The sequence below is a fragment of the Rhabdothermincola sp. genome (assembly GCF_036846205.1).
Classification (GTDB): Bacteria; Actinomycetota; Acidimicrobiia; order Acidimicrobiales; family Acidimicrobilacustridaceae; genus Rhabdothermincola.
The window spans coordinates 1-18,689 of sequence record NZ_DAIUCK010000035.1 but is presented as its reverse complement, the minus strand read 5'-3'; the positions used below and the strand labels follow the sequence as shown (position 1 = coordinate 18,689).

Sequence of the window (18,689 nt, the reverse complement as noted above, 5' to 3'; positions counted from 1 at the left end):
CCAGCCTGTCGCCACCTGCCCCGCGAACGACGGTGACGGCGGACCGGCTCAACCGGCCAGCGCGTGCAGGATGGCCCGCTCGAGCTCCCCAAGGTGGTTCGGGTCGGTCACCTTGCCGCCCGAGCGGTCGCACACGTAGAACGAGTCGATCACGTCCGCTCCGAGGGTCTGGACCTTGGCGGAGCGCAGGTCCAGGTCGAGCTCGGCGATGGCCCGGGTGATCTTGTAGAGGACGCCGACGGCATCCGGGGCCTTCACCTCGATCACCGTCGCCGCCGTCGAGATGTCGTTGTCGACGAGCACCGTCGGTGGATCGGGCGCCAGCGCCCGGCGGCGATCCCGCCGGTACATCCTCGCCCGCTCCTCCAGCCGGGCGTGCAGCGCCAACTTCCCCTCGAGGGCCTTCTCGATGTCGGTGACCACCCGTTCCCAGGGGATCACCGAACCGAAGGCGCTCTGCACCCTGAAGGTCTCGATCGCCATGCCGGCGTCATCCGAGTGGGCCGCGGCTTCCAGCACGTCGAGGCCGTTCAGCGCCAACGCGCCGGCCACCCGGCTGAACATGCCCGGTCGATCCTCGGCGATCACCAGGAGGTCATCACCGGAGGCTTCGACCACCCGCCGCCCCTCGGCCATCCGGGCTCGTTGCGCCTCGGAGGGGAAGCGATCGGTGGTCGTGACCTCCGAGGCCTCTCCGCCGCCGAGGACATGCGCGACCCGGTCCACCAGCTCGCCCACCAGCTCGGCCTTCCAGCTGTTCCACGCGGCGGGGCCGGTCGCCAGGGAGTCGGCTTCGGTCAGCGCGGCCAGCAGCCGCAGCGTCGACAGCGAACGCACCTGGCTGGCGACCCGCTCGATCGTGCCGGGGTCGGAGAGGTCGCGCCGCACCGCGACATCAGCGAGCAGCAGATGATGGCGGACCAGCTCCTGCAGCACCGTGACGTCAGCGGGTGGGAAACCCATCCGGGGACCGATGCGCCCCACGAGCTCGATCCCTGCTTCGGTGTGATCGCCGGGCTCACCCTTGCCGATGTCGTGGAGGAGCGCGCCGACCACGAGCAGGTCCGGGCGGTCCACCTGCTCGGCCAGGGCGGCCGCGTTGACCGCTGCCTGGCAGAGATGCCGGTCGACCGTGAAGGTGTGGTAGGCGTTGCGTTGCGACCGGCACCGCACCTTGGCCCACTCGGGCAGCACCCGCACCCAGATGCCCCGCTGGTCGAGCGACTCGATGACCGCGATGGCGGGCTCACCGGCGAGCAGCAGCTCCACCAGCAGCGATCGGGCCCCGTCGGGCCAGGGGTCCCCCAGCGCGGGGGCTTCACCGGCCAGGCGGTTGAGCGTCCGGCGCTCGATCCGGGTGGCGTTGGTCGCCGCGGCGACGGCCACTCGCAGGCCGAGTAGCGGGTCCGCCCCGGGGTCGGCGAAACGGTGGAGCTCCACGATGCCGTCGCGCAGCACGACCCCTGGCGCGACTTCCCGGTCGCGCACCAGGCGCGACCGCAGGGGGCCGGCCAGTGACGAGTCGACCCGGTCCCATACCTCATCACTGGTCCAGGCGATGCGCCTGGCCGCGGACGACACTGCCCGCATGAGTTCATCGGCGCTCGGGTAGCCGAGGGCGCCGGCCACACCGTCCTGCTCCTCGAGCACCAAGCGATCACCCCGGCGTCCGGTTCGCCGGTGGAGCTCGACCCGCGCCGAGAGGATCGTGTCGTAGGCCTCCGCCAGCCCGTCATCGTCTCCCTCGAGCATGACCGTGCGAGCCGCCTCCGCCCATCGGATGGCATGGACGTCGCGCAGCCCACCCCGACCGTCCTTCAGGTCCGGCTCGAGGAGGAAGGCGACTTCGCCCGCGACGGCATGCCGTTGCTTCACCGAACGGCTCAGCTCGGCGAGCCAGCGTTTCGCTCGCTTGGCCCACAGCGTCCTCGACCTGGACGCGACGTCCTCCGCCAGCGCTCGATCACCAGCGACCGGACGCAGCGACAGCATCGAGGTGGCCGTGTCGAGATCGTCGGCCGCGAGGCGTAGCGCCTCCTTCGGTGTCCGAACCGCATGACCGAGCTTCAAGCCAGCATCCCAGATCGGGTACCAGATCCGTTCCGCGATCTCGCCGATGGGCACGATCCCGTCGTGGAGGAGGAGCAGGTCGATGTCGCTCTGGGGGGAGAGCTCGGAACGCCCGTAGCCGCCGACCGCCACCAGGGCCACCCCCTGGTTCCTGCCCACCTCGAGCTCGTAGAGCTCCGCCAACCACCGGTCGACCAGATCGCTGTAGGCGCGGCACAGCTCGACTCCCGCGAGCTGCGGGTCGCCGAGCAGTGCCTGGCGTTCCAGGGTGGGTGGCATGGACCTCACTACGGCCCGATCACCGGATCAGACCGCATCGACATCGCGCTCACCGGTGCGGATACGCACCACCCGGTCGACGGGGGTGATCCACACCTTGCCGTCACCGATCTTGCCCGTCCTGGCCGCACCGACGATCAGCTCCGCGAGCCGCTCGGCGTCCGCGTCGTCGACCACCACCTCGATCCTGACCTTCGGCAGGAGGTCGACGGTGTACTCGGCGCCCCGGTAGACCTCGGTGTGGCCGCCCTGACGCCCGAAGCCCTTCACCTCGTCGACCGTGAGGCCCTGCACCCCCGCCTCCTTCAGGGCGTCCTTCACGTCGTCGAGCTTGTGCGGCTTGATGATCGCGGTGATCAGCTTCATGGCTTGCTCCTCCCTACCCGATCCGACCCATCGAGGCGACGTCACCGAAGTTGTAGGCGGTTTCGGCATGCTGGCTGAGATCGAGCCCTTGATCCTCTTCCTCGGGGGTCACCCGCAGGCCCACGATGACATCCAGCACCTTGCCGATGACGAGGGTGGCCACGAACGAGAAGGCCAGAACGGCGATCGACGCCACGAACTGCTTGCCCAGCAACCCCGCACCGCCCCCGACGAAGAGACCGTCGGCGCCGCCCGGGTTGATGGCGGTGTCGGCGAACAGCCCGAGCAGCAACGCTCCGGTGAGCCCACCGACGAGGTGGATGCCGACCACGTCGAGGGAGTCGTCATAGCCCAACCGGTACTTCAACTGGATGGCGAACAGACAGACGATGCCGGCGAGGAATCCGATCAGGATCGAGGGCACCGCGCCGACGAACCCGGCACATGGGGTGATGGCGACGAGTCCCGCGACCGCGCCCGATGCTGCGCCGAGCGTGGTCGGCTGGCCGTCCTTGGCCCACTCGGCCAGCACCCAGCCCAGCATCGCCGCCGAGGCGGCGACGAACGTGTTGAGGATGGCCTGCGCGGCGAGCCCGTCGGCGGCGAGCGCGGACCCTGCGTTGAAGCCCGCCCAGCCGAACCACAGGATCCCGGTGCCGACCAGCGTGAGTGGGAGCGAGTGGGGGTGCATGCCCTCCTTCGGCCAACCCTTGCGCCTGCCGAGCAGGATGGCCATCGCCAGAGCGGCCGCGCCGGCGTTGATGTGCACCACGGCGCCGCCAGCGAAGTCGAGCGCGCCCATATCGAAGATCCAACCACCGCCCCACACCCAGTGGGCGACCGGCGAGTAGACGACGAGCAGCCAGATGCCGATGAACAGCGCGTACGCGCCGAACTTCATACGATCGGCGGTGGCTCCCGTGATGAGCGCCGGAGTGATGATGGCGAAGGTCATCTGGAAGGCGGCGAACAGGATGACCGGGATCGTGAGGCCCTCCATCACCTCCATGCCCACGCCCTTGAAGCCGGCGAAGTCGAGGTTGCCGACCAGTGGGCCCGTGCCGCCGAAGGCCAGCGTGTAGCCGATCAGCACCCACAGCACCGCCATCAGCCCCATGGCGAAGACGTTCTGCATGAGCATCCCGAGCACGTTCTTCGCTCGGACCATCCCGCCGTAGAAGAGGGCGAGGCCCGGCGTCATGAACAGCACCAGGGCGGTGGCTGCCAGCATCCACGCGGTGTTGCCGCTGTCGAGCGCCGATTCCATGCCGCACGACTCCCTTCCCTGTCGTGAGCGGAGACGACCGCTCAGCCGTCAGCAAGACAGCCGAAAGGATGGCGACACGTTGTTTCCCGACGGTTCCCCGATTGTTTCCATCGTGTGAACCGCGCCGCCGGCCCGGCCGGCGGTGAGCTGCGGCAGCTCAGGCGAGCTGGCGGGCCGCGACCTGAACCGGGTCCCACACCGGCGAGAAAGGGGGCGCGTAGGACAGGTCGAGGTTGATCAGCTCATCCGCATGCATCCCGTTCCACAGTGCGGTGGCCACCGTGTCGATCCGTTTGGCCGATCCCGGACCACCGACGATCTGGCCGCCGAGCAGCCGGCCCGTACCTCGCTCGGCGAGCAGCTTCACCGTGATGGGAGTGGAGCCCGGGAAGTACCGGGAACGGGTCGTGGTCTGGACGCGGGCCGTGTCGAACCGGAAGCCGGCCTCCGTCGCCTCCCGCTCGTTGAGACCGGTGCGGCCCACCTCGGTCCGGCAGATCTTGGTCACCGCGCTACCCAGCACGCCGGGGAACGTGGCGTAGCCACCGCCGATGTTGATCCCCGCCACCCGGCTCTGGCGGTTGGCGACCGTGCCCAGGGCGACGAACGTCGGCCGCCCACTGACCCGGTGCATCGACTCGCAGCAGTCCCCGGCAGCCCATATGCCCGCCGCGCTGGTGCGCTGCTGGCGATCGACCCGGATGGCGTTGCGCACCCCGAGCTCGAGGCCGGCTGCGCCTGCCAGCTCGCTGTTCGGGGTGACCCCCAGTCCCAGCACGACGAGATCCGCGGGGAGCTCACCGTCGGAGGTGTGCACCCGGCCCGGCTCGACGGCTTCCACCTGCGTGCTGGTCCGTACCTCGATCCCGTCGCCTTGCATCGCCGCGACGATCAGCTCGGCCATGTCGGGGTCGAGGGTGCCCATGACCTGCGGTGCGATGTCGACCACGGTCACCGACGCTCCTCGATGGCAGAACGCCTCGGCCATCTCCAACCCGACGTAGCCCCCACCGACCACCACCACATCCCGCGCGTCGATGCTGCGAGCGTGGTGCATCAGCACCTCGGCGTCGTCGAGGTTCTGCACCCCGAACACGAAGGACCGATCATCCAGGCCGGGGATCGGCGGGCGGAGCGGTCGGGCGCCCGTGCCGATCACGAGTTGGTCGAAGCCGATGGTCACCTCGTCGCCCTGATCGAGTCGTCGGACCCTCACCGACCGGGCCCCCAGGTCGATCTCGGTGACCTCGTGCCGCAGGCGCACGTCGATGCCTCGGGCCACGTGCTCGTCGGGGGTGCGAGCCACCAGCGAGTCGAGCGTGGGGACCTCACCTCCGATGAAGAACGGGATGCCACACGCTGCGAAGCTGGTGCGGGTCCCTCGCTCCAGGGCCACGACCTCCAGATCGGTTCGCATCCGCTTGGCCTGCGATGCGGCGGTCATACTCCCCGCATCGCCGCCGATCACCACCAGTCGCTCTGCCATGGGAAGAGGGTAGGAGGGATCGGCGATCGCTCGCGCCATACGGGTCGGAGCCGCCAGCGGCTGGGCCATCTGCAAGACTGCGCTCATGGGGGTGCGTGAGGACTGCCGCCACTACTCCAGCCGGAGCACACCGACGGGCGACGTCTTCCAACGCTGCCGCCTGGGGGTCAACGAAGACATGCCTTTCGCCTGCCCACAGGACTGCGTGTTCTTCGAACCTCGTGCCGTGAGCGACACCGGCTGGCAGATCACCGAGCCGGACGACGACTGAGACCCCCGCGTCGCGTCCCCAGACGACGCTCCGCACCCCTGGTCACGCTGACTCGCCGCGACGGCGCCGCTGCGTGAACACGAAGGCCTTGGCCGCGCCCCAGGCGATGCCCAGGTCGTGCAATGACGGGTCGAGATCCCCGAAGGAACCGGGCACCAGGTCGTAGTCGTCGTCGGGGAACTGCCGGCGGGCCACCGGGTCACGAGCGACCGGGGGGACTCCCGCGGCACGCAGCACGTCCGTCGGGTACCGCACGGCGGTGCGCAGGATGGCCAGGGGGGTCGTCCGTTGGTGGTCGACGTCGGTGAGCAGGAGGTCCCGTATCTGGGGGCTGATCTCACGACGCGCCCGCCGGCCAGCTTCGGCCGCGGTCGCCAACACGACCGGGTCGGGTGCCTGGCCCCGCCCGGCCTGGGCGGTCCACGCCTCGAGCACCCGCTGCACACTGCGCTCCACCCAGGGGGCGATGGCTCGGTCGATGCCGTCCGCCAGCTCCCGGGCGAGCTGGCCCAACCTCGCCTCGGCGTCAGGGCCGGTGTCCATCACCGACCATCCTCGCCGCCTGACCCCGGCAGCACCACCGGTGGGGCAGACTGACCCGATGCGGATCCGGGCGTGCTCGGTCTTCGAGGGTGTGGTGTACCACTGCTGGTGCATCGATCCGACGAACCCGTGCCGGCCCACGCTCGAGGTCGACGCGGTGCTGCGCGTGGGTGACGCGGATGCGACCGCGGGACCGCTGCTGTTGACCGTCGCCGACTACATCGCCATGGTCGGTAGCGTCGAGCGAGCCCGGCCGTGCCTCGAGGAGCTCCGGGCCCGGAACCGGATCGTCGAGCGACTCGGAGCCGCCCACATCAGCTTCCCGACCTGGACTCGGGTCGTCGACCTCCCGCCGACTGCGGAGGGATCGTGAGACGCGTGCGGTTGACCCTCCTCGCGGTGCTCGTCATGACGGGGGCCGTCGCCTGCGGGGGCACGAGCGACCACCCCGGTGAGCAGGCCGGCACCGTCACCACCCTCACCGCCGAGGAACGGGTGATCCGTTTCCGGGTCGACGGGGATCAGGTGGGCGCGCCTCCCCTGGCACCGATCGCGGCCACGGTCGCCGATCGCCTCCGGCGGTCCGGGATGAACGGCGCGGACGTGTCCGTGGATGGCCAGACCCTCGTGATCCAGCTACCGGAAGGCTCCACCCCCACCGCGCGGCGCCTGGTCGACACCGTCACCGCGGTCGGCGAGCTGGCGTTCCGGCCGGTGCTGGCCGAGAGCTCGACAGGCGGGGCCACCCCGATCACGGGCATACCCACCGTGGGTCCCGACGGTTCGCCGCTCGTGCTCGGCCCGCCGGTGCTCGAGAACGGGATCGCGAGCGCGACGGCAGCGGCCGAGGCCGGTGGGTGGGTGGTGGTCCCCCGGTTCAACGTCGACCTCAGCCCGCTGCTCGACGCGGTCGGTGCGTGCATCGAGCGCCAGGCGATCTGCCCCACCGGGAAGATGGCCATCGTGATCGACGACCGGGTGGTGTCGGTCGGCCAGATCGATCCGTCCCTCAGGCGCGTCGTCATCACGGGCTCGTTCGACGAGTTCGAGGCCAAGGGGCTCGCCGCCGTGCTGTCGACCGGGCCGCTGCCGGTCAGGCTGGTCCCGGCACGCTGAGCTGGCTCACCCGGCCCGTACACCCAACGCCTGGTTGAGGTTCCCCGATCGCAGGCCCTCCAGGTCGAGGGTCACGTACCGGTAGCCCGCGGCACGAACCGCCTCCACCACGTCAGCGCGGGCGGCGATGACCCGTCCCAGGTCTTCGACCGGCACCTCGATGCGAGCCAGGTCGTCGTAGTGCCGCACCCGCAGGGCACGGAACCCGAGGGCCCGGAGCGCCGCCTCGGCGCGCTCCACCTGGCCGAGCACGCCGACCGTGACGGGGGTGCCGTACGGGAGCCGAGACGCCAGGCAGGCCGCCGCCGGCTTGTCCCAGGTCCGCAGGCCGAGACGGCGCGAGGTCTCCCGGACGGCCGCCTTGTCGAAGCCGGCCTCGACCAGCGGAAAGCGCGCCCCGCGCCGTGCCGCGGCGAGCTGCCCTGGGCGATGGTCGCCCAGGTCGTCGAGGTTGACCCCCAGCACGACCGCGGCCCCGTCACGCTGGGCGAGCGGCAGGAGCGCGTCCAGGAGCGCATCCTTGCAATGGGAGCACCGGTCCGCGTCGTTGCGCCGGTACGCCGGATCATCGAGCTCGGAGGTGTGCACCTCGACCCAGCGCAGGCCCCACTCGCTGGCGAGCGCGGCACAGTCCTCGCGCTCGAAGGCGGCCAGTGACGGCGAGACCGCGGTGGCGGCGAGAGCCCGGTCGGGCCCGAGGGTGTCGTGTGCGACCCAGGCCAGGAACGCCGAGTCGGCACCTCCGCTGAACGCCACCACCACCCGATCGAGCTCGGCGAGGCGGCACCGCAGCTGTTCGAGCTCAGGCATCGCCCCGGTACAAGCCGATCCGGTCGAGAACCTCTTCCACCGTGGCGACCATCCCGGTGTAGAAGGGACCGAACTCCGCGTAGATGGCCGACGCCCGGTCGAAGCGCATCGTGTAGACGACATCTTTGAGATCGTCGGGATGCACGGCGAAGAGGGTGACCCCCCACTCGTAGTCATCAAGGCCCGTGGAGCCGGTCACCACCTGCAGCACCCGCCCCGCGAAGGTGCGGCCGGACGCACCGTGCTCGTACATGAGCTCCTTGCGGTCGTCGTAGGGCAGGGTGAACCAGTTCTGCTCCGGGAGCCGGCGCTTCGACATGGGGTAGAAACACCAGGCGGGTTTCCCCTCCGGTGGCAGCTTCGGGTAGAGGCGAGCCTGGCGCATCTCCTCGGGGACGCCTTGCGCGTACTCGGAGAGCTCGGTGAGTGACACGTACGAATCGCTCACCTCGAGCCCTGCGGCCTGCAGGTCGGCCTGCAGCCTCCGCAGCCGCCAGAGATCGGAACCGAGGGCCATGAAGGCCAGGTCGGCCTTGTGGCCGAGGATGGCCACGGTCACGACCTGTGCCCCGTCTGCCTCGGCGCCCTTCGCCGCCGCCAGGATGGCCTCGGCGTCCGCGAGGGGCGTCAGCCGGCAGAACAGGTGGAGAACGCCCACTCCCACGGTGGGGCGGAGGGGATCGGTCACGATCCGCAGTCTAGGAAGCGGCCGGTGCGGAAGCGCCACCCGACCCACACTCGGCGACTACGCTGTCGGGCCGACCTGGTCCCCGTCACCGGGCGAGCCCGGAGCGACGCGGACGGGCGGGCCACATCTGCACGGGAGGTCGATCGGAAGTGCTCAGGAAGGCCGTCCTCGCCACGGTGGTCGTCGCTGCACTGCTGGCGGTGCCGATCGGCGCCGCCGACGCGGGCCTCGCGTTCCGGTCCTCCCTGACGTACCGGTGCGATACCGCCACGGGCACCTGGGTCGTCACGCTGACGATCAAGAACTACTCGACGGAGGGTTACCTCTCGGGCACCTTCGAGTCGGGCATCTTCGAGGCGACCGGTGAGGGCTCCGGGCCCACCATTTCGGGTGAACTGACCTTCGACCCAAACCCCGTGCCGGAGGGGTACGGTGAGGCCACCGTAGCGGTCTTCTCGGTACCGGGGACCACGCCGGCGGTCAAGGTCGAATTCGAGATCTTCTACCCGGCGGGCCCATTCACGGGGCGCGGCAGCGACTCCCTCGAGCTCGACGGGGACTGCGCCGTGGAACCGCCGATAGGCGTCACGACGACGCGACCGGCGGGGACCTCGGCCTCGACCGCACCCCCTGCGGCGGCTCGCACGGCCACCCCCACTTTCGCGGGCTGACGACCGCCCGGAGTCCGGACCCGCCCGCGGTCCGATCCACCTCGGCGGGTGCCTCGTCCCTCAGGCCCGCCGGACGGTGACCACGGCGTTGTAGTCGGGCACCTTCGACGCCGGCTCCCGGTGGGAGGCTGAACCGGGGATGAGCACGTTGCCCTCCGGCCAGTGCACCTGCAGGGTCCGGGTGGGCAGCCGGGCGAACACGAGCGTGCCGGGCATCTCCCCCACGTCGCTCGTGAGCACGACCCGGTCACCCTCCCGCAGGCCTAGGACGGCGGCGTCGGCGGCGTCGATGTACACGGCGTCCCGACCGGCGCCGGTGAGCGGGTCGACCTCGCTGAACACCATGGAGTTGAACTGCCGACCTCGCCGGGTCGACACCACGAACGCGCCCTCGGGCAGGTCGACCACGGCGGGCTCGAGCGGCGTGAACCGGCCCCGCCCGCTCGGCGTGGGGAACACCCCGCCTGCGCACAGGTGCCGACCGCCCCACTGGACCTGGTCCCCCGTCCGGGACAACCGTTCGATGCCCGCGTAGGCGGGCACGACCGAGGCGATCTCGGCCCGCAGCGCCTGGTTGGTCGGCCAACGGAAGGCGTGCGCCAGATCGGGTCGCACCCGGATGGCCACGTCGGCGAACAGCCGCCACTCGCTGCGGGCCTCGCCCACCCGCCGCGGGATCTCCGGGGAGTACACGATGCGACGCTCGGTCGTCGTCTCGGTGCCGCCGCCCTCCTGCTCGTAGCGGGTGCACACCGGCAGCAGGATCACGTCGTCCCCCGGGACGAACATCTGCGAGCTGACCACGATGTCCTGGTGGACCCGCAGGGGGACCGCGGACAGCGCAGCTTCCACCCTGTGGGGATCGGGGAGCACGTCGAGGAAGTTGCCTCCGGACATCCACAGCACGTCGAGCTCGCCCCGCTCAGCCGCCTCCACCATCTCGGGCGCAGTCCGACCCGGCCGACTCGGGACCGCGAAGCCCCACTGCTCGGCCAGCGCAGCGGCGTTGACCTCGTTCACCTCCACGCCCCCGGGCAGGGCCGTCGCGTACGCCCCCATCTCCGCGCCCCCCTGCACACCCGAATGGCCACGGATCGGCATGAGACCTGCCCCGTCGCGGCCGACGTTGCCGCGGGCCAGGGCGACGTTCACGATCGCCTGCACACCGGCAACCGCATCCCGGTGCTGGGTGATACCCATGGACCACAGCAGGATGGCCGAGCGGGCCCGGGTGTACTCGCCCACGAACGCGTCCAGCTGGGTCGCGGTCAGTCCCGCGCCGTCGAGCAGTCGCTCGAGCGGTTGGCGCTCCAGCATCGCGACCAGCTCGTCCCACCCTTCGGTATGGGCCTCGATGAACCGACGATCGATCGCGCCGGTCTCCACCAGGCGTTTCAACACCGCGTTGGCGAACGCCACGTCACCACCCGGGCGCACCGGGACGTGGAGGTCGCACATCCTGGTGCCGAAAAGGGCGGACTCGAGGTTGGACGGCACCCAGTACCGCTCCAGGCCCGGCTCGAGGTACGGGTTGACGACCACGACCCGGGTACCTCGCTGGCGGGCCAGGTAGAGGTACTTCATGAACACCGGCTGATTGTTCGCCGGGTTCGCTCCCCAGATGACGACCAGGTCGCTCTCGATCACGTCGCGCAGCGAGCAGGTGGTGGCGGCCACCCCGATGGTCTGCTTGAGCCCGAGGGTGGAGGGGGCGTGGCACACTCGGGCAGCCGAGTCGATACTGGCGATGCCCATGGCCCGAGCGGCCTTGCCGGCGACGTAGTAGGTCTCGTTCGTGAGCCCCCTGCTGGTCAGGTAGAGGGCGACCCGCTCCCCACCAGCGCGGCGGATCCCCGCTGCGAGAGCGTCGAGGGCCTCGTCCCAGCTGATGCGGCGGAAGCCCCGCTCACCGGCGTTGCGGCGCATCGGGTAGGCGAGCCGGCCGAGGCGGCGAAGCTCCTGCCCCGAGCGCTGCCGCAAGGCCGCCGCGTCGGCCAGCACCAGCGGATCGATCGGGTCGGCGGTGTTGACCTCCAGGAGGCGCAGGCGGGTGGTGCACAGGTGCACGCCGTCGATGGTCCAGTCGTGCAGGCCCGCGACGCCCAGCGCGCAGCCATCGCACACGCCTTTGGTGAGCACGTCGAAGGCGTACTTGGGGTGCGCCCGGTTGTCCCAGACCGTCCTGAGCATGTCGAGGTAGTGGTTCGGCTTCTGCTGGCCGAGACCGTTCGGCGAAAGCCCCACCCACAGGTCACGCCGCACGGTCCGCCCCCGAGTACAGGTTGAGCCTGCCGTCGCGGGCGAAGCCAGCGAGCAGCAGGTTCGCCCGGTGCGCGGTCTCGACGGCCAGCGAGGAGGGGGCGCTCACCGCCACCACGGCCGGGAAGCCCGCGGCCCACGCCTTCTGCACGATCTCGAACGACGCCCGCCCGCTGACGTAGAGGCCGAACCGGCTCGCCGGCAGCACACCGTCGAGCAGCAGCCGGCCCACGACCTTGTCGACCGCGTTGTGCCGGCCCACGTCCTCTCTCACGTGTACCACCTCCCCCGTCCGGTCGAACGCGGCGGCCGCGTGCACCGCCCCGGTGGCCTCGAAGAGGGGCTGGGCCACCCGGACCCGATCCGGTACCGAGGCCAGGACATCGAGGGTGAACCCCTGCGGCTCCGCCAGGGGGCGCAGCCGCTCGGCCAGCTGGTCGATGCTCGTCGAGCCGCACAGCCCACACGACGACGTGGTCGCCCCCAGCCGAGGGGTGGGCACGGGGGCGCGACCTGCGGTGTCGACGCTCACCACGTTGAACGCGGTCTCGACCGCGGAGGCCGTCGCGCAGTAGCGGCAAGCCTGCACCGTTGCGCCGGCGAGCAGGCCCTCGGTGAAGCAGAAACCCGCCGCCAGTTCGAAGTCGTTGCCCGGGGTGCGCATGGTCGTGGTGACGAGCACCCCGTCGAGGCGGATCTCGAGCGGCTCCTCGACGATGAGCTCATCGGGCACCCGCCGCAGGCCGGTGCCGGAGCCGGCATACCGGCTCGTCAGCACCTTCGCCGTCCGGCCTCGGGCGTTCATCGCTCTGACGCTATCCCGCCCCGCCGGAGGGACCCGATGCCAGCCCCGACTGGCGAACGGTTCAGCTCGGCGCGGGCTCAGACCGCGCTGAGCTGAACAGAACGGGAAGATGCCGAGCTGAACAGAACGGGAAAAGGAGTGGAGGGCGCCCCCAAGGGCGCCCACCACTCCAGGCTGGAGCCCGGGTGGATCAGAAGTCCATGTCGCCGCCACCAGGCATGGCGGGGGCCTTCTCCTCCGGCTTGTCGGCGATGACCGCCTCGGTGGTGAGGAAGAGGGCCGCGATCGACGCCGCGTTCTGCAGCGCCGAGCGGGTCACCTTCGCGGCGTCGATGATGCCGGCCTTCACCAGGTCCTCGTAGTCACCGGTGGCCGCGTTGAGGCCCTCCGACGGGGCATCGAGGTTGCGCACCCGCTCGACCACCACGCCGCCCTCGAGGCCGGCGTTGGTCGCGATCTGCTTGAGCGGCTCCTCGAGGGAGTGGGCGACGATCTTGGCCCCCGTGGCCTCATCGGTCGAGAGGTCCTTGGCGAGGTCCAGCACCTTGCTCTGGGCCCGCAACAGGGTGACGCCACCACCGGCCACGACACCCTCCTCGATGGCCGCCTTCGTGGTGCTGACCGCATCCTCGATGCGGTGCTTCTTCTCCTTGAGCTCGACCTCGGTGGCCGCGCCGACCTTCAGCACCGCCACGCCGCCCGACAGCTTGGCGAGACGCTCCTGGAGCTTCTCCCGGTCGTAGTCGGAGTCGGTCTTGTCGATCTCAGCCTTGATCTGATTGATGCGGCCCTGGATGTCCTCCTCGGAGCCGGCGCCCTCGACGATGGTGGTCTCGTCCTTGGTGACCACCACCTTTCGGGCCTGACCGAGCAGGTCGAGGGTGGTGTTCTCGAGCTTGAGGCCCACCTCTTCGGTGATGACCTGGCCCCCGGTCAGGATGGCCATGTCCTGGAGCATGGCCTTGCGGCGATCCCCGAAGCCCGGCGCCTTCACGGCCACCGAGTTGAAGGTGCCGCGGATCTTGTTGACCACCAGGGTGGCGAGCGCCTCCCCCTCGACGTCCTCAGCGATGACCACGAGCGGCTTGCCCGCCTGCATCACCTTCTCGAGCACCGGGACCAGGTCGCGCACCGCCGAGATCTTGGAACCCACGAGGAGGATGTAGGGGTTCTCGAGGACCGCCTCCATCCGCTCGGGGTCAGTGACGAAGTAGGGCGAGATGTAGCCCTTGTCGAAGCGCATGCCCTCGACGAGGTCCATCTCCATCCCGAAGGTGTTGGACTCCTCGACGGTGATCACGCCGTCCTTGCCGACCTTGTCGATGGCCTCGGCGATCATGTCGCCGATCTCCGGGTCCGCAGCGGAGATGCCGGCCACCTGCGCGATCTGGCTCTTGTCCTCCACGTCCTGGGCCAGACCCTTGATGGCCTCCACCGCGGCCTCGACACCTTTCTCGATGCCCCGCTTGAGCGACATCGGGTTGGCGCCGGCCGCCACGTTGCGCAGGCCCTCACGCACCATCGACCAGGCGAGCACCGTGGCGGTGGTGGTGCCGTCGCCGGCCACGTCGTCGGTCTTCTTGGCGACCTCCTTGACCAGCTCCGCACCGATCTTCTCGTAGGGGTCCTCGAGCTCGATCTCCTTGGCGATCGACACGCCGTCGTTGGTGATGGTCGGCGCGCCCCACTTCTTCTCGAGGACCACGTTGCGACCCTTGGGGCCGAGCGTGACCCGTACGGCGTCCGCGAGCTGGTTCATGCCTCGCTCGAGGGCCCGACGAGCCTGTTCGTCGAACTCGATGATCTTGGGCATCTGCGGTTGTCCCTCCGTAGGTACAGGCGTTGCTCTTGCCGGTGGTTAGCACTCTCGCTATGAGACTGCTAACCAGCCAACCAGACGGCGCGGCGGTTCGCAACCCGGGGAAGGAAATGGCCGGCCTCCCTTCGACGGCCGGTAATCTTGACCACCCAGTCAAGTTCTCGGGAGTCCTCGAGGCAGCCCGACCACACCCGTACAGGAGGGCCATGGGGGACGAGAGCCTGCACGTAGCCGTGGTGGGAGCCGGCGTGGGCGGCCTGGCGGCCGCACTGGCCCTGTCGCGGGCGGGATACCGGGTGACGGTGATCGAGCGCGATGCCACGCCGCTGCCGCCCGACCCGGACGCGGCGTTCGACTGGGACCGCCGGGGCGCGCCGCAGGTGCGGCACTCACACGCCCTGCTCGCCCGGCTGCGCAACCTCCTGCGCGACCGCTACCCGGACGTGCTGCAGCGCCTGCTCGACGCGGGGGCCACCGAGATCCGCTTCGGCGAGATGCTGCCCGAGACCATCGACGACCGCTCACCACAGCCCGGCGACGACGACCTCGTCGCTCTCGCCTGTCGACGCACCACGTTCGAGTGGGTGCTGCGACAGGTCGTACTCGAGTCGCCGAGCGTGTCGTTGATGCACGGGCGCGGCGTCGACGGGCTGGCATCCCCGCCCGGCCGCCCGGTGGGCCCGCCACTGGTCACCGGTGTGGTCCTCGACCGCGGAGACGTCCTCACGGCCGACCTGGTCGTGGGTGCCGTTGGTCGACGGTCCGCGATCCCCCGGTGGTTCTCCAGCCTCGGGGTGGAACTGGACCAGACCGAGGAGGACACCGGCATCGTCTACCTCTCGCGCTTCTACCGCTTGCGGGACGGGGCTGGTTTCCCCGATGCCGCCGGCCCGATCGGTGGTGACCTCGGCTACCTGAAGTACGGGGTGTTTCAGGGCGACAACCGCACGTTCTCGGTCACCCTGGCGGTGCGCACCCACGACGACGAGCTGCGCAAGCTCCTCCTCGATCCCGACCTGTTCGACCTCGCGGCCCGCAACCTCACTGCCACCGAGCCCTGGGTCCAGGCCGAACGGGCCGCGGCCACGACCCCCGTGCACGTGATGGGAGGCCTGCTCAACCGTCACCTGCGCTTCACCGGTGACGGCGGCGAGCCCCTGGTGCTCGGGTTCCACGCGCTGGGTGACGCCCACACCTGCACCAACCCCCTCTACGGGCGGGGCTGCTCGCTCGCCACCGTGCAGGCCACACTGCTGGCCGATGCCATCGCCGCGGGCGGCGACGACCCGCGGGCCCGGGGACGGCTCTACGAGGCGGCCTGCGAACGGGAGGTGCTGCCCTGGTACCGCGCCGCCGTGAACCAGGACCGCCTGGCCCGCGAGGCAGCCGCGGCCGAGCGCGAGGCCCGCGATGGGCGAGACCCGGCGAACGGGTCGGGGGGACCGCCCAGCGATCCCGCGGCCTTCGCCAGGGAGGTGATGCGGGACGGCCTGCTCCCAGCGGTGCGCACCGACGCCCGCGTGTACCGGGCCTTCGTGCGCACCTTCAACCTGCTCGACCCCCCCGAGGCCATGCTCACCGACCCCGACGTCTTCGGCCGGATCCTCGAGGTGTTCCAGGACCGGGAGAACCGCCCACCCGAGCCGGAGCTCGGCCCACCCCGACGGGAGATGCTGGCCCGCCTGCACTGACACGGGGTGCCGGTGGCCGGTCCGCCTCCCCCGCCGGGAAGCCGACCGGCCAGCCGTGCCGTCTGGGGAACCGCCGCTGAAGGTTGGTTGCGGCTAGATCTTCGTCGGCCGACGAGCGGCTGTTGACGCAAATGAGCCGGCTGGCCCCGGAAATGAGGCCGCTGGCCTACCCGGAATCAGAACGGCGTTCGCGTCGGCCGAGCAACCCACGACCCTGCCGAGCCCGTTGAACGCTCGCGGGCACGCCGGGAGGGCACGTTCAGCCACCAGCCACGGCCTGCATGATCGACACCGTGCCCCCGTCGGGCACCGGGGTGTCGAGGCCCTGGAGGAACCGGACGTCATCGTCGTCGACGAAAAGGTTCACGTACCGCACCAAGGCCCCGCCGTCGTCGAGCAGCTTGTCACGGAAGCCGGGATGAGCAGCGTCGAGCGCGGCCAGCACCTCGCCGACCGTCCCGCCTTCGACGCTGACCTGTGCTTGACCTCCCGTCATGGTGCGGAAGACGGGGGGCACCCGGACGGTGACACTCATCTGGCAATTTCCCTCTGATCGGACCTCTCGTGGCCGTGAGGTCGGCGGACCGGTGTACGGACCGACGATGCTACCGGCCGGAGACCGCATCGCCGCCAGGCCCGCCACCCGTCGGGCGAATCCTGCGAAAACCTGGGCGCCTCGCCACTCGGCCAAGCCACGCCTTGCCCACCGTCGGAACGGTCAGAAACGATGTCGGGCGTGCTCGTGCCCGTGATCCGGACCTTCCGTGCCGACGAGTTCGCACCCGGCACGCTCGTCGAGGCCAAGCGCGGCCAGCGGGTCTCGGTGTGCCTGCCGGCCCGGAATGAAGCCGGCCGGGTGGGCCCGATCGTGGAGCGGATCCGCGCCGGACTCGTCCGGGCCTGCCCGTTGGTCGACGAGCTGATCGTGGTCGACGACCACTCGACCGACTCGACGGCCGCTGAGGCCCGCGACGCGGGGGCCACGGTCGTCGACGCCGCCGCGGTCCTCCCTTCCTACGGCACGGGCCACGGCAAGGGGGAGGCCCTGTGGAAGTCGCTGTTCGTCTCCTCCGGAGACCTGGTCGTCTGGTGCGATGCCGACATCGCCGGCTTCGACCCCGCCTTCGTGGTCGGCCTGCTCGGGCCGCTGCTCACCCGGGACGACGTGGATTTCGTGAAGGGCTTCTACGAGCGGCCCCTCGACGGTGAGCCCAGCGGTGGAGGCCGGGTGACCGAGCTGGTGGCCCGCCCGCTGCTCGCCCAGCTCTTCCCCAAGCTCACGAGCGTGGTCCAGCCGCTGGCCGGTGAGTACGCCGGGCGGCGCGAGCTGCTCGAGCAGCTCCCGTTCGCACAGGGTTACGGCGTCGACATCGGGCTGCTCATCGACGTCGCCGAGCGGTTCGGCACCGAGCGGATAGCGCAGGTCGACCTCGGGGTGCGCCGCCACCGCAACCGCCCCCTCGGCGAGCTGGCGCCGCAGGCCGCCGCGGTGCTGCAAGCGGTGCTGCAGCGGGCCGAGCCCCGGCTCGGGCAGGGTCCCGCAGTCATCGAAGCGCCCGGGTACGAGCCGGTCGAGGTCCGCTACGTCGAGCGGCCACCGATGACCGAGGTGCCGGCCTACCGCCGGGCCCGCTCCAGCGCGTAAACGGACTCAGGCGTGCACCGGTGGGATCCGGCCGGACCAGGGCATCGCCTGCTCGAGCTGGGCCGCGACCCGCAGCAGCAGGTCCTCACGCCCGTACGGGGCCACGAGCTGCACGCCGATGGGCAGGCCGGCATCATTCCAGTGCACCGGCAGCGACATGGCCGGCTGCCCGCTGATGTTGAACGGCGCGCAGAAGGGCACGATCGCCGCCGAACGGACCAGGCCGTTCAGCGGGTTCTCCTCGGTGGAGACGAACTGGCCGAGGGTCGGTGGCGGTTCGGGGATGGTCGGGGTGAGCAGCAGGTCATGGTCCTGCCACCACTCGCTCAGCCGGCGGGCATAGGCGTGGAGGAACGTGATCGCCTCCAGGTACTGGACCCCGGTGATGGTCCGTCCCAGCTCCGCCACCGCCCAGGTGCCCGGCTCGACCCCGCCGGGGTCGAACGGCGAACCGGCGAGGCGCCCGAGCACCTCGAGATCGCCTGCGGTCCACACCGCGAAGGCGTTGATGAAGTTCGCGCTGACCTGCTCCTGCAACCCGGCGTCGGCCCAGGCGGCCGGGCGGCCCTCCTCGACCCGGTGCCCGAGCTGCTCGAGGGTGGCGGCCGTTCGCTCCACCGCGGCCACGCAGTCGGGGTGGGTGGCGATCGACGGGTCGGGAGTCACGACCGTGAACCCGACACGCAACACCCCCGGGTCGGCACCGACCTCCTCGGGGTACGGGCGGGCGGGCGGCGGGGCCGTGTAGGGATCACCCGGGCGCGGGCCCTGCACCGCCTGCAGCACCACCGCGGTGTCTCTGACCGATCGGGTGAGCGCCAGCCGGGCCACGAGCCCACCCCATGACTCCCCGGCCTCCGGCCCCAGCGAGACCCGACCCCGGGACGGTTTGAGCCCCACCAG

Annotated in this window: 18 protein-coding genes; 6 read left to right on the top strand and 12 right to left on the bottom strand. The window is 70.7% G+C overall.

Annotated features, from left to right (window positions below):
• Positions 1 to 48: 48 nt before the first annotated feature.
• The 4 genes from V7004_RS07070 to V7004_RS07055 form a co-directional block, all read right to left on the bottom strand.
• On the bottom strand, positions 49 to 2,349 hold the full coding sequence (locus V7004_RS07070) for a [protein-PII] uridylyltransferase (RefSeq protein ID WP_334143008.1): 2,301 nt from the start codon (positions 2,347 to 2,349) through the stop codon (positions 49 to 51).
• A gap of 27 nt (positions 2,350 to 2,376) precedes the next feature.
• Positions 2,377 to 2,715 (bottom strand): P-II family nitrogen regulator, encoded by a 339-nt coding sequence (locus V7004_RS07065; protein WP_208027638.1) that lies wholly within the window; start codon positions 2,713 to 2,715, stop codon positions 2,377 to 2,379.
• A 13-nt stretch (positions 2,716 to 2,728) separates the two neighbouring features.
• Complete coding sequence (locus tag V7004_RS07060; protein ID WP_334143007.1) at positions 2,729 to 3,982, bottom strand: ammonium transporter; 1,254 nt, start codon at positions 3,980 to 3,982, stop codon at positions 2,729 to 2,731.
• A 157-nt stretch (positions 3,983 to 4,139) separates the two neighbouring features.
• On the bottom strand, positions 4,140 to 5,468 hold the full coding sequence (locus tag V7004_RS07055; RefSeq protein WP_334143006.1) for an FAD-dependent oxidoreductase: 1,329 nt from the start codon (positions 5,466 to 5,468) through the stop codon (positions 4,140 to 4,142).
• Between the two features lie 85 nt (positions 5,469 to 5,553).
• On the opposite strand from V7004_RS07055, the gene V7004_RS07050 reads away from it, so the two are divergent.
• The gene (locus V7004_RS07050; RefSeq protein WP_208027636.1) at positions 5,554 to 5,739 is read left to right on the top strand and encodes a hypothetical protein; all 186 of its coding nucleotides are present in this window, start codon (positions 5,554 to 5,556) and stop codon (positions 5,737 to 5,739) included.
• A 42-nt stretch (positions 5,740 to 5,781) separates the two neighbouring features.
• On the opposite strand, the gene V7004_RS07045 is transcribed toward V7004_RS07050, so the two are convergent.
• A complete protein-coding gene (locus V7004_RS07045) occupies positions 5,782 to 6,282 on the bottom strand; it encodes a hypothetical protein (protein WP_334143004.1) in 501 nt (166 codons plus the stop codon).
• Between the two features lie 58 nt (positions 6,283 to 6,340).
• Between V7004_RS07045 and V7004_RS07040 the strand changes: the two genes are divergently transcribed.
• Positions 6,341 to 6,655, top strand: a complete 315-nt coding sequence (locus V7004_RS07040; RefSeq protein ID WP_334143003.1) for a hypothetical protein — start codon at positions 6,341 to 6,343, stop codon at positions 6,653 to 6,655.
• Positions 6,656 to 6,660: 5 nt separating this feature from the next.
• Positions 6,661 to 7,398 (top strand): SecDF P1 head subdomain-containing protein, encoded by a 738-nt coding sequence (locus tag V7004_RS07035; RefSeq protein WP_334143002.1) that lies wholly within the window; start codon positions 6,661 to 6,663, stop codon positions 7,396 to 7,398.
• A 6-nt stretch (positions 7,399 to 7,404) separates the two neighbouring features.
• Here the strand turns inward: V7004_RS07035 and larE are convergent, their stop codons facing one another.
• Positions 7,405 to 8,208: an ATP-dependent sacrificial sulfur transferase LarE gene (gene larE, locus V7004_RS07030; protein ID WP_334143001.1), complete on the bottom strand. Its 804-nt coding sequence runs from the start codon at positions 8,206 to 8,208 to the stop codon at positions 7,405 to 7,407.
• Positions 8,201 to 8,896, bottom strand: a complete 696-nt coding sequence (locus tag V7004_RS07025) for a chlorite dismutase family protein (protein WP_334143000.1) — start codon at positions 8,894 to 8,896, stop codon at positions 8,201 to 8,203. Before V7004_RS07025 ends, larE begins: the two co-directional genes overlap by 8 nt.
• Before the next feature lie 149 nt (positions 8,897 to 9,045).
• On the opposite strand from V7004_RS07025, the gene V7004_RS07020 reads away from it, so the two are divergent.
• Complete coding sequence (locus V7004_RS07020; RefSeq protein WP_334142999.1) at positions 9,046 to 9,567, top strand: hypothetical protein; 522 nt, start codon at positions 9,046 to 9,048, stop codon at positions 9,565 to 9,567.
• A 60-nt stretch (positions 9,568 to 9,627) separates the two neighbouring features.
• Here V7004_RS07020 and V7004_RS07015 read toward each other — a convergent pair whose 3' ends face one another.
• From V7004_RS07015 to groL, 3 genes are all read right to left on the bottom strand, one after another.
• Positions 9,628 to 11,829, bottom strand: coding sequence for an FdhF/YdeP family oxidoreductase (locus V7004_RS07015; protein WP_334142997.1), 2,202 nt, complete (start codon positions 11,827 to 11,829; stop codon positions 9,628 to 9,630).
• Positions 11,819 to 12,631 carry a formate dehydrogenase accessory sulfurtransferase FdhD gene (gene fdhD, locus V7004_RS07010; protein WP_334142995.1) on the bottom strand — a complete coding sequence of 271 codons (813 nt, stop codon included), beginning with the start codon at positions 12,629 to 12,631 and terminating at the stop codon, positions 11,819 to 11,821. Before fdhD ends, V7004_RS07015 begins: the two co-directional genes overlap by 11 nt.
• A gap of 190 nt (positions 12,632 to 12,821) precedes the next feature.
• Positions 12,822 to 14,444, bottom strand: a complete 1,623-nt coding sequence (gene groL / locus V7004_RS07005) for a chaperonin GroEL (protein ID WP_334142994.1) — start codon at positions 14,442 to 14,444, stop codon at positions 12,822 to 12,824.
• Between the two features lie 212 nt (positions 14,445 to 14,656).
• On the opposite strand from groL, the gene V7004_RS07000 reads away from it, so the two are divergent.
• A complete protein-coding gene (locus tag V7004_RS07000; protein ID WP_334142993.1) occupies positions 14,657 to 16,141 on the top strand; it encodes an NAD(P)/FAD-dependent oxidoreductase in 1,485 nt (494 codons plus the stop codon).
• 259 nt (positions 16,142 to 16,400) lie between these two features.
• Here V7004_RS07000 and V7004_RS06995 read toward each other — a convergent pair whose 3' ends face one another.
• Positions 16,401 to 16,676, bottom strand: a complete 276-nt coding sequence (locus tag V7004_RS06995; protein WP_334142992.1) for a MoaD/ThiS family protein — start codon at positions 16,674 to 16,676, stop codon at positions 16,401 to 16,403.
• Between the two features lie 192 nt (positions 16,677 to 16,868).
• Between V7004_RS06995 and V7004_RS06990 the strand changes: the two genes are divergently transcribed.
• On the top strand, positions 16,869 to 17,786 hold the full coding sequence (locus tag V7004_RS06990) for a glucosyl-3-phosphoglycerate synthase (RefSeq protein ID WP_442968020.1): 918 nt from the start codon (positions 16,869 to 16,871) through the stop codon (positions 17,784 to 17,786).
• A gap of 6 nt (positions 17,787 to 17,792) precedes the next feature.
• Here the strand turns inward: V7004_RS06990 and V7004_RS06985 are convergent.
• Positions 17,793 to 18,689 (bottom strand): amidase (locus V7004_RS06985; protein ID WP_334142990.1); only part of this gene is annotated, 897 nt, incomplete at its 5' end.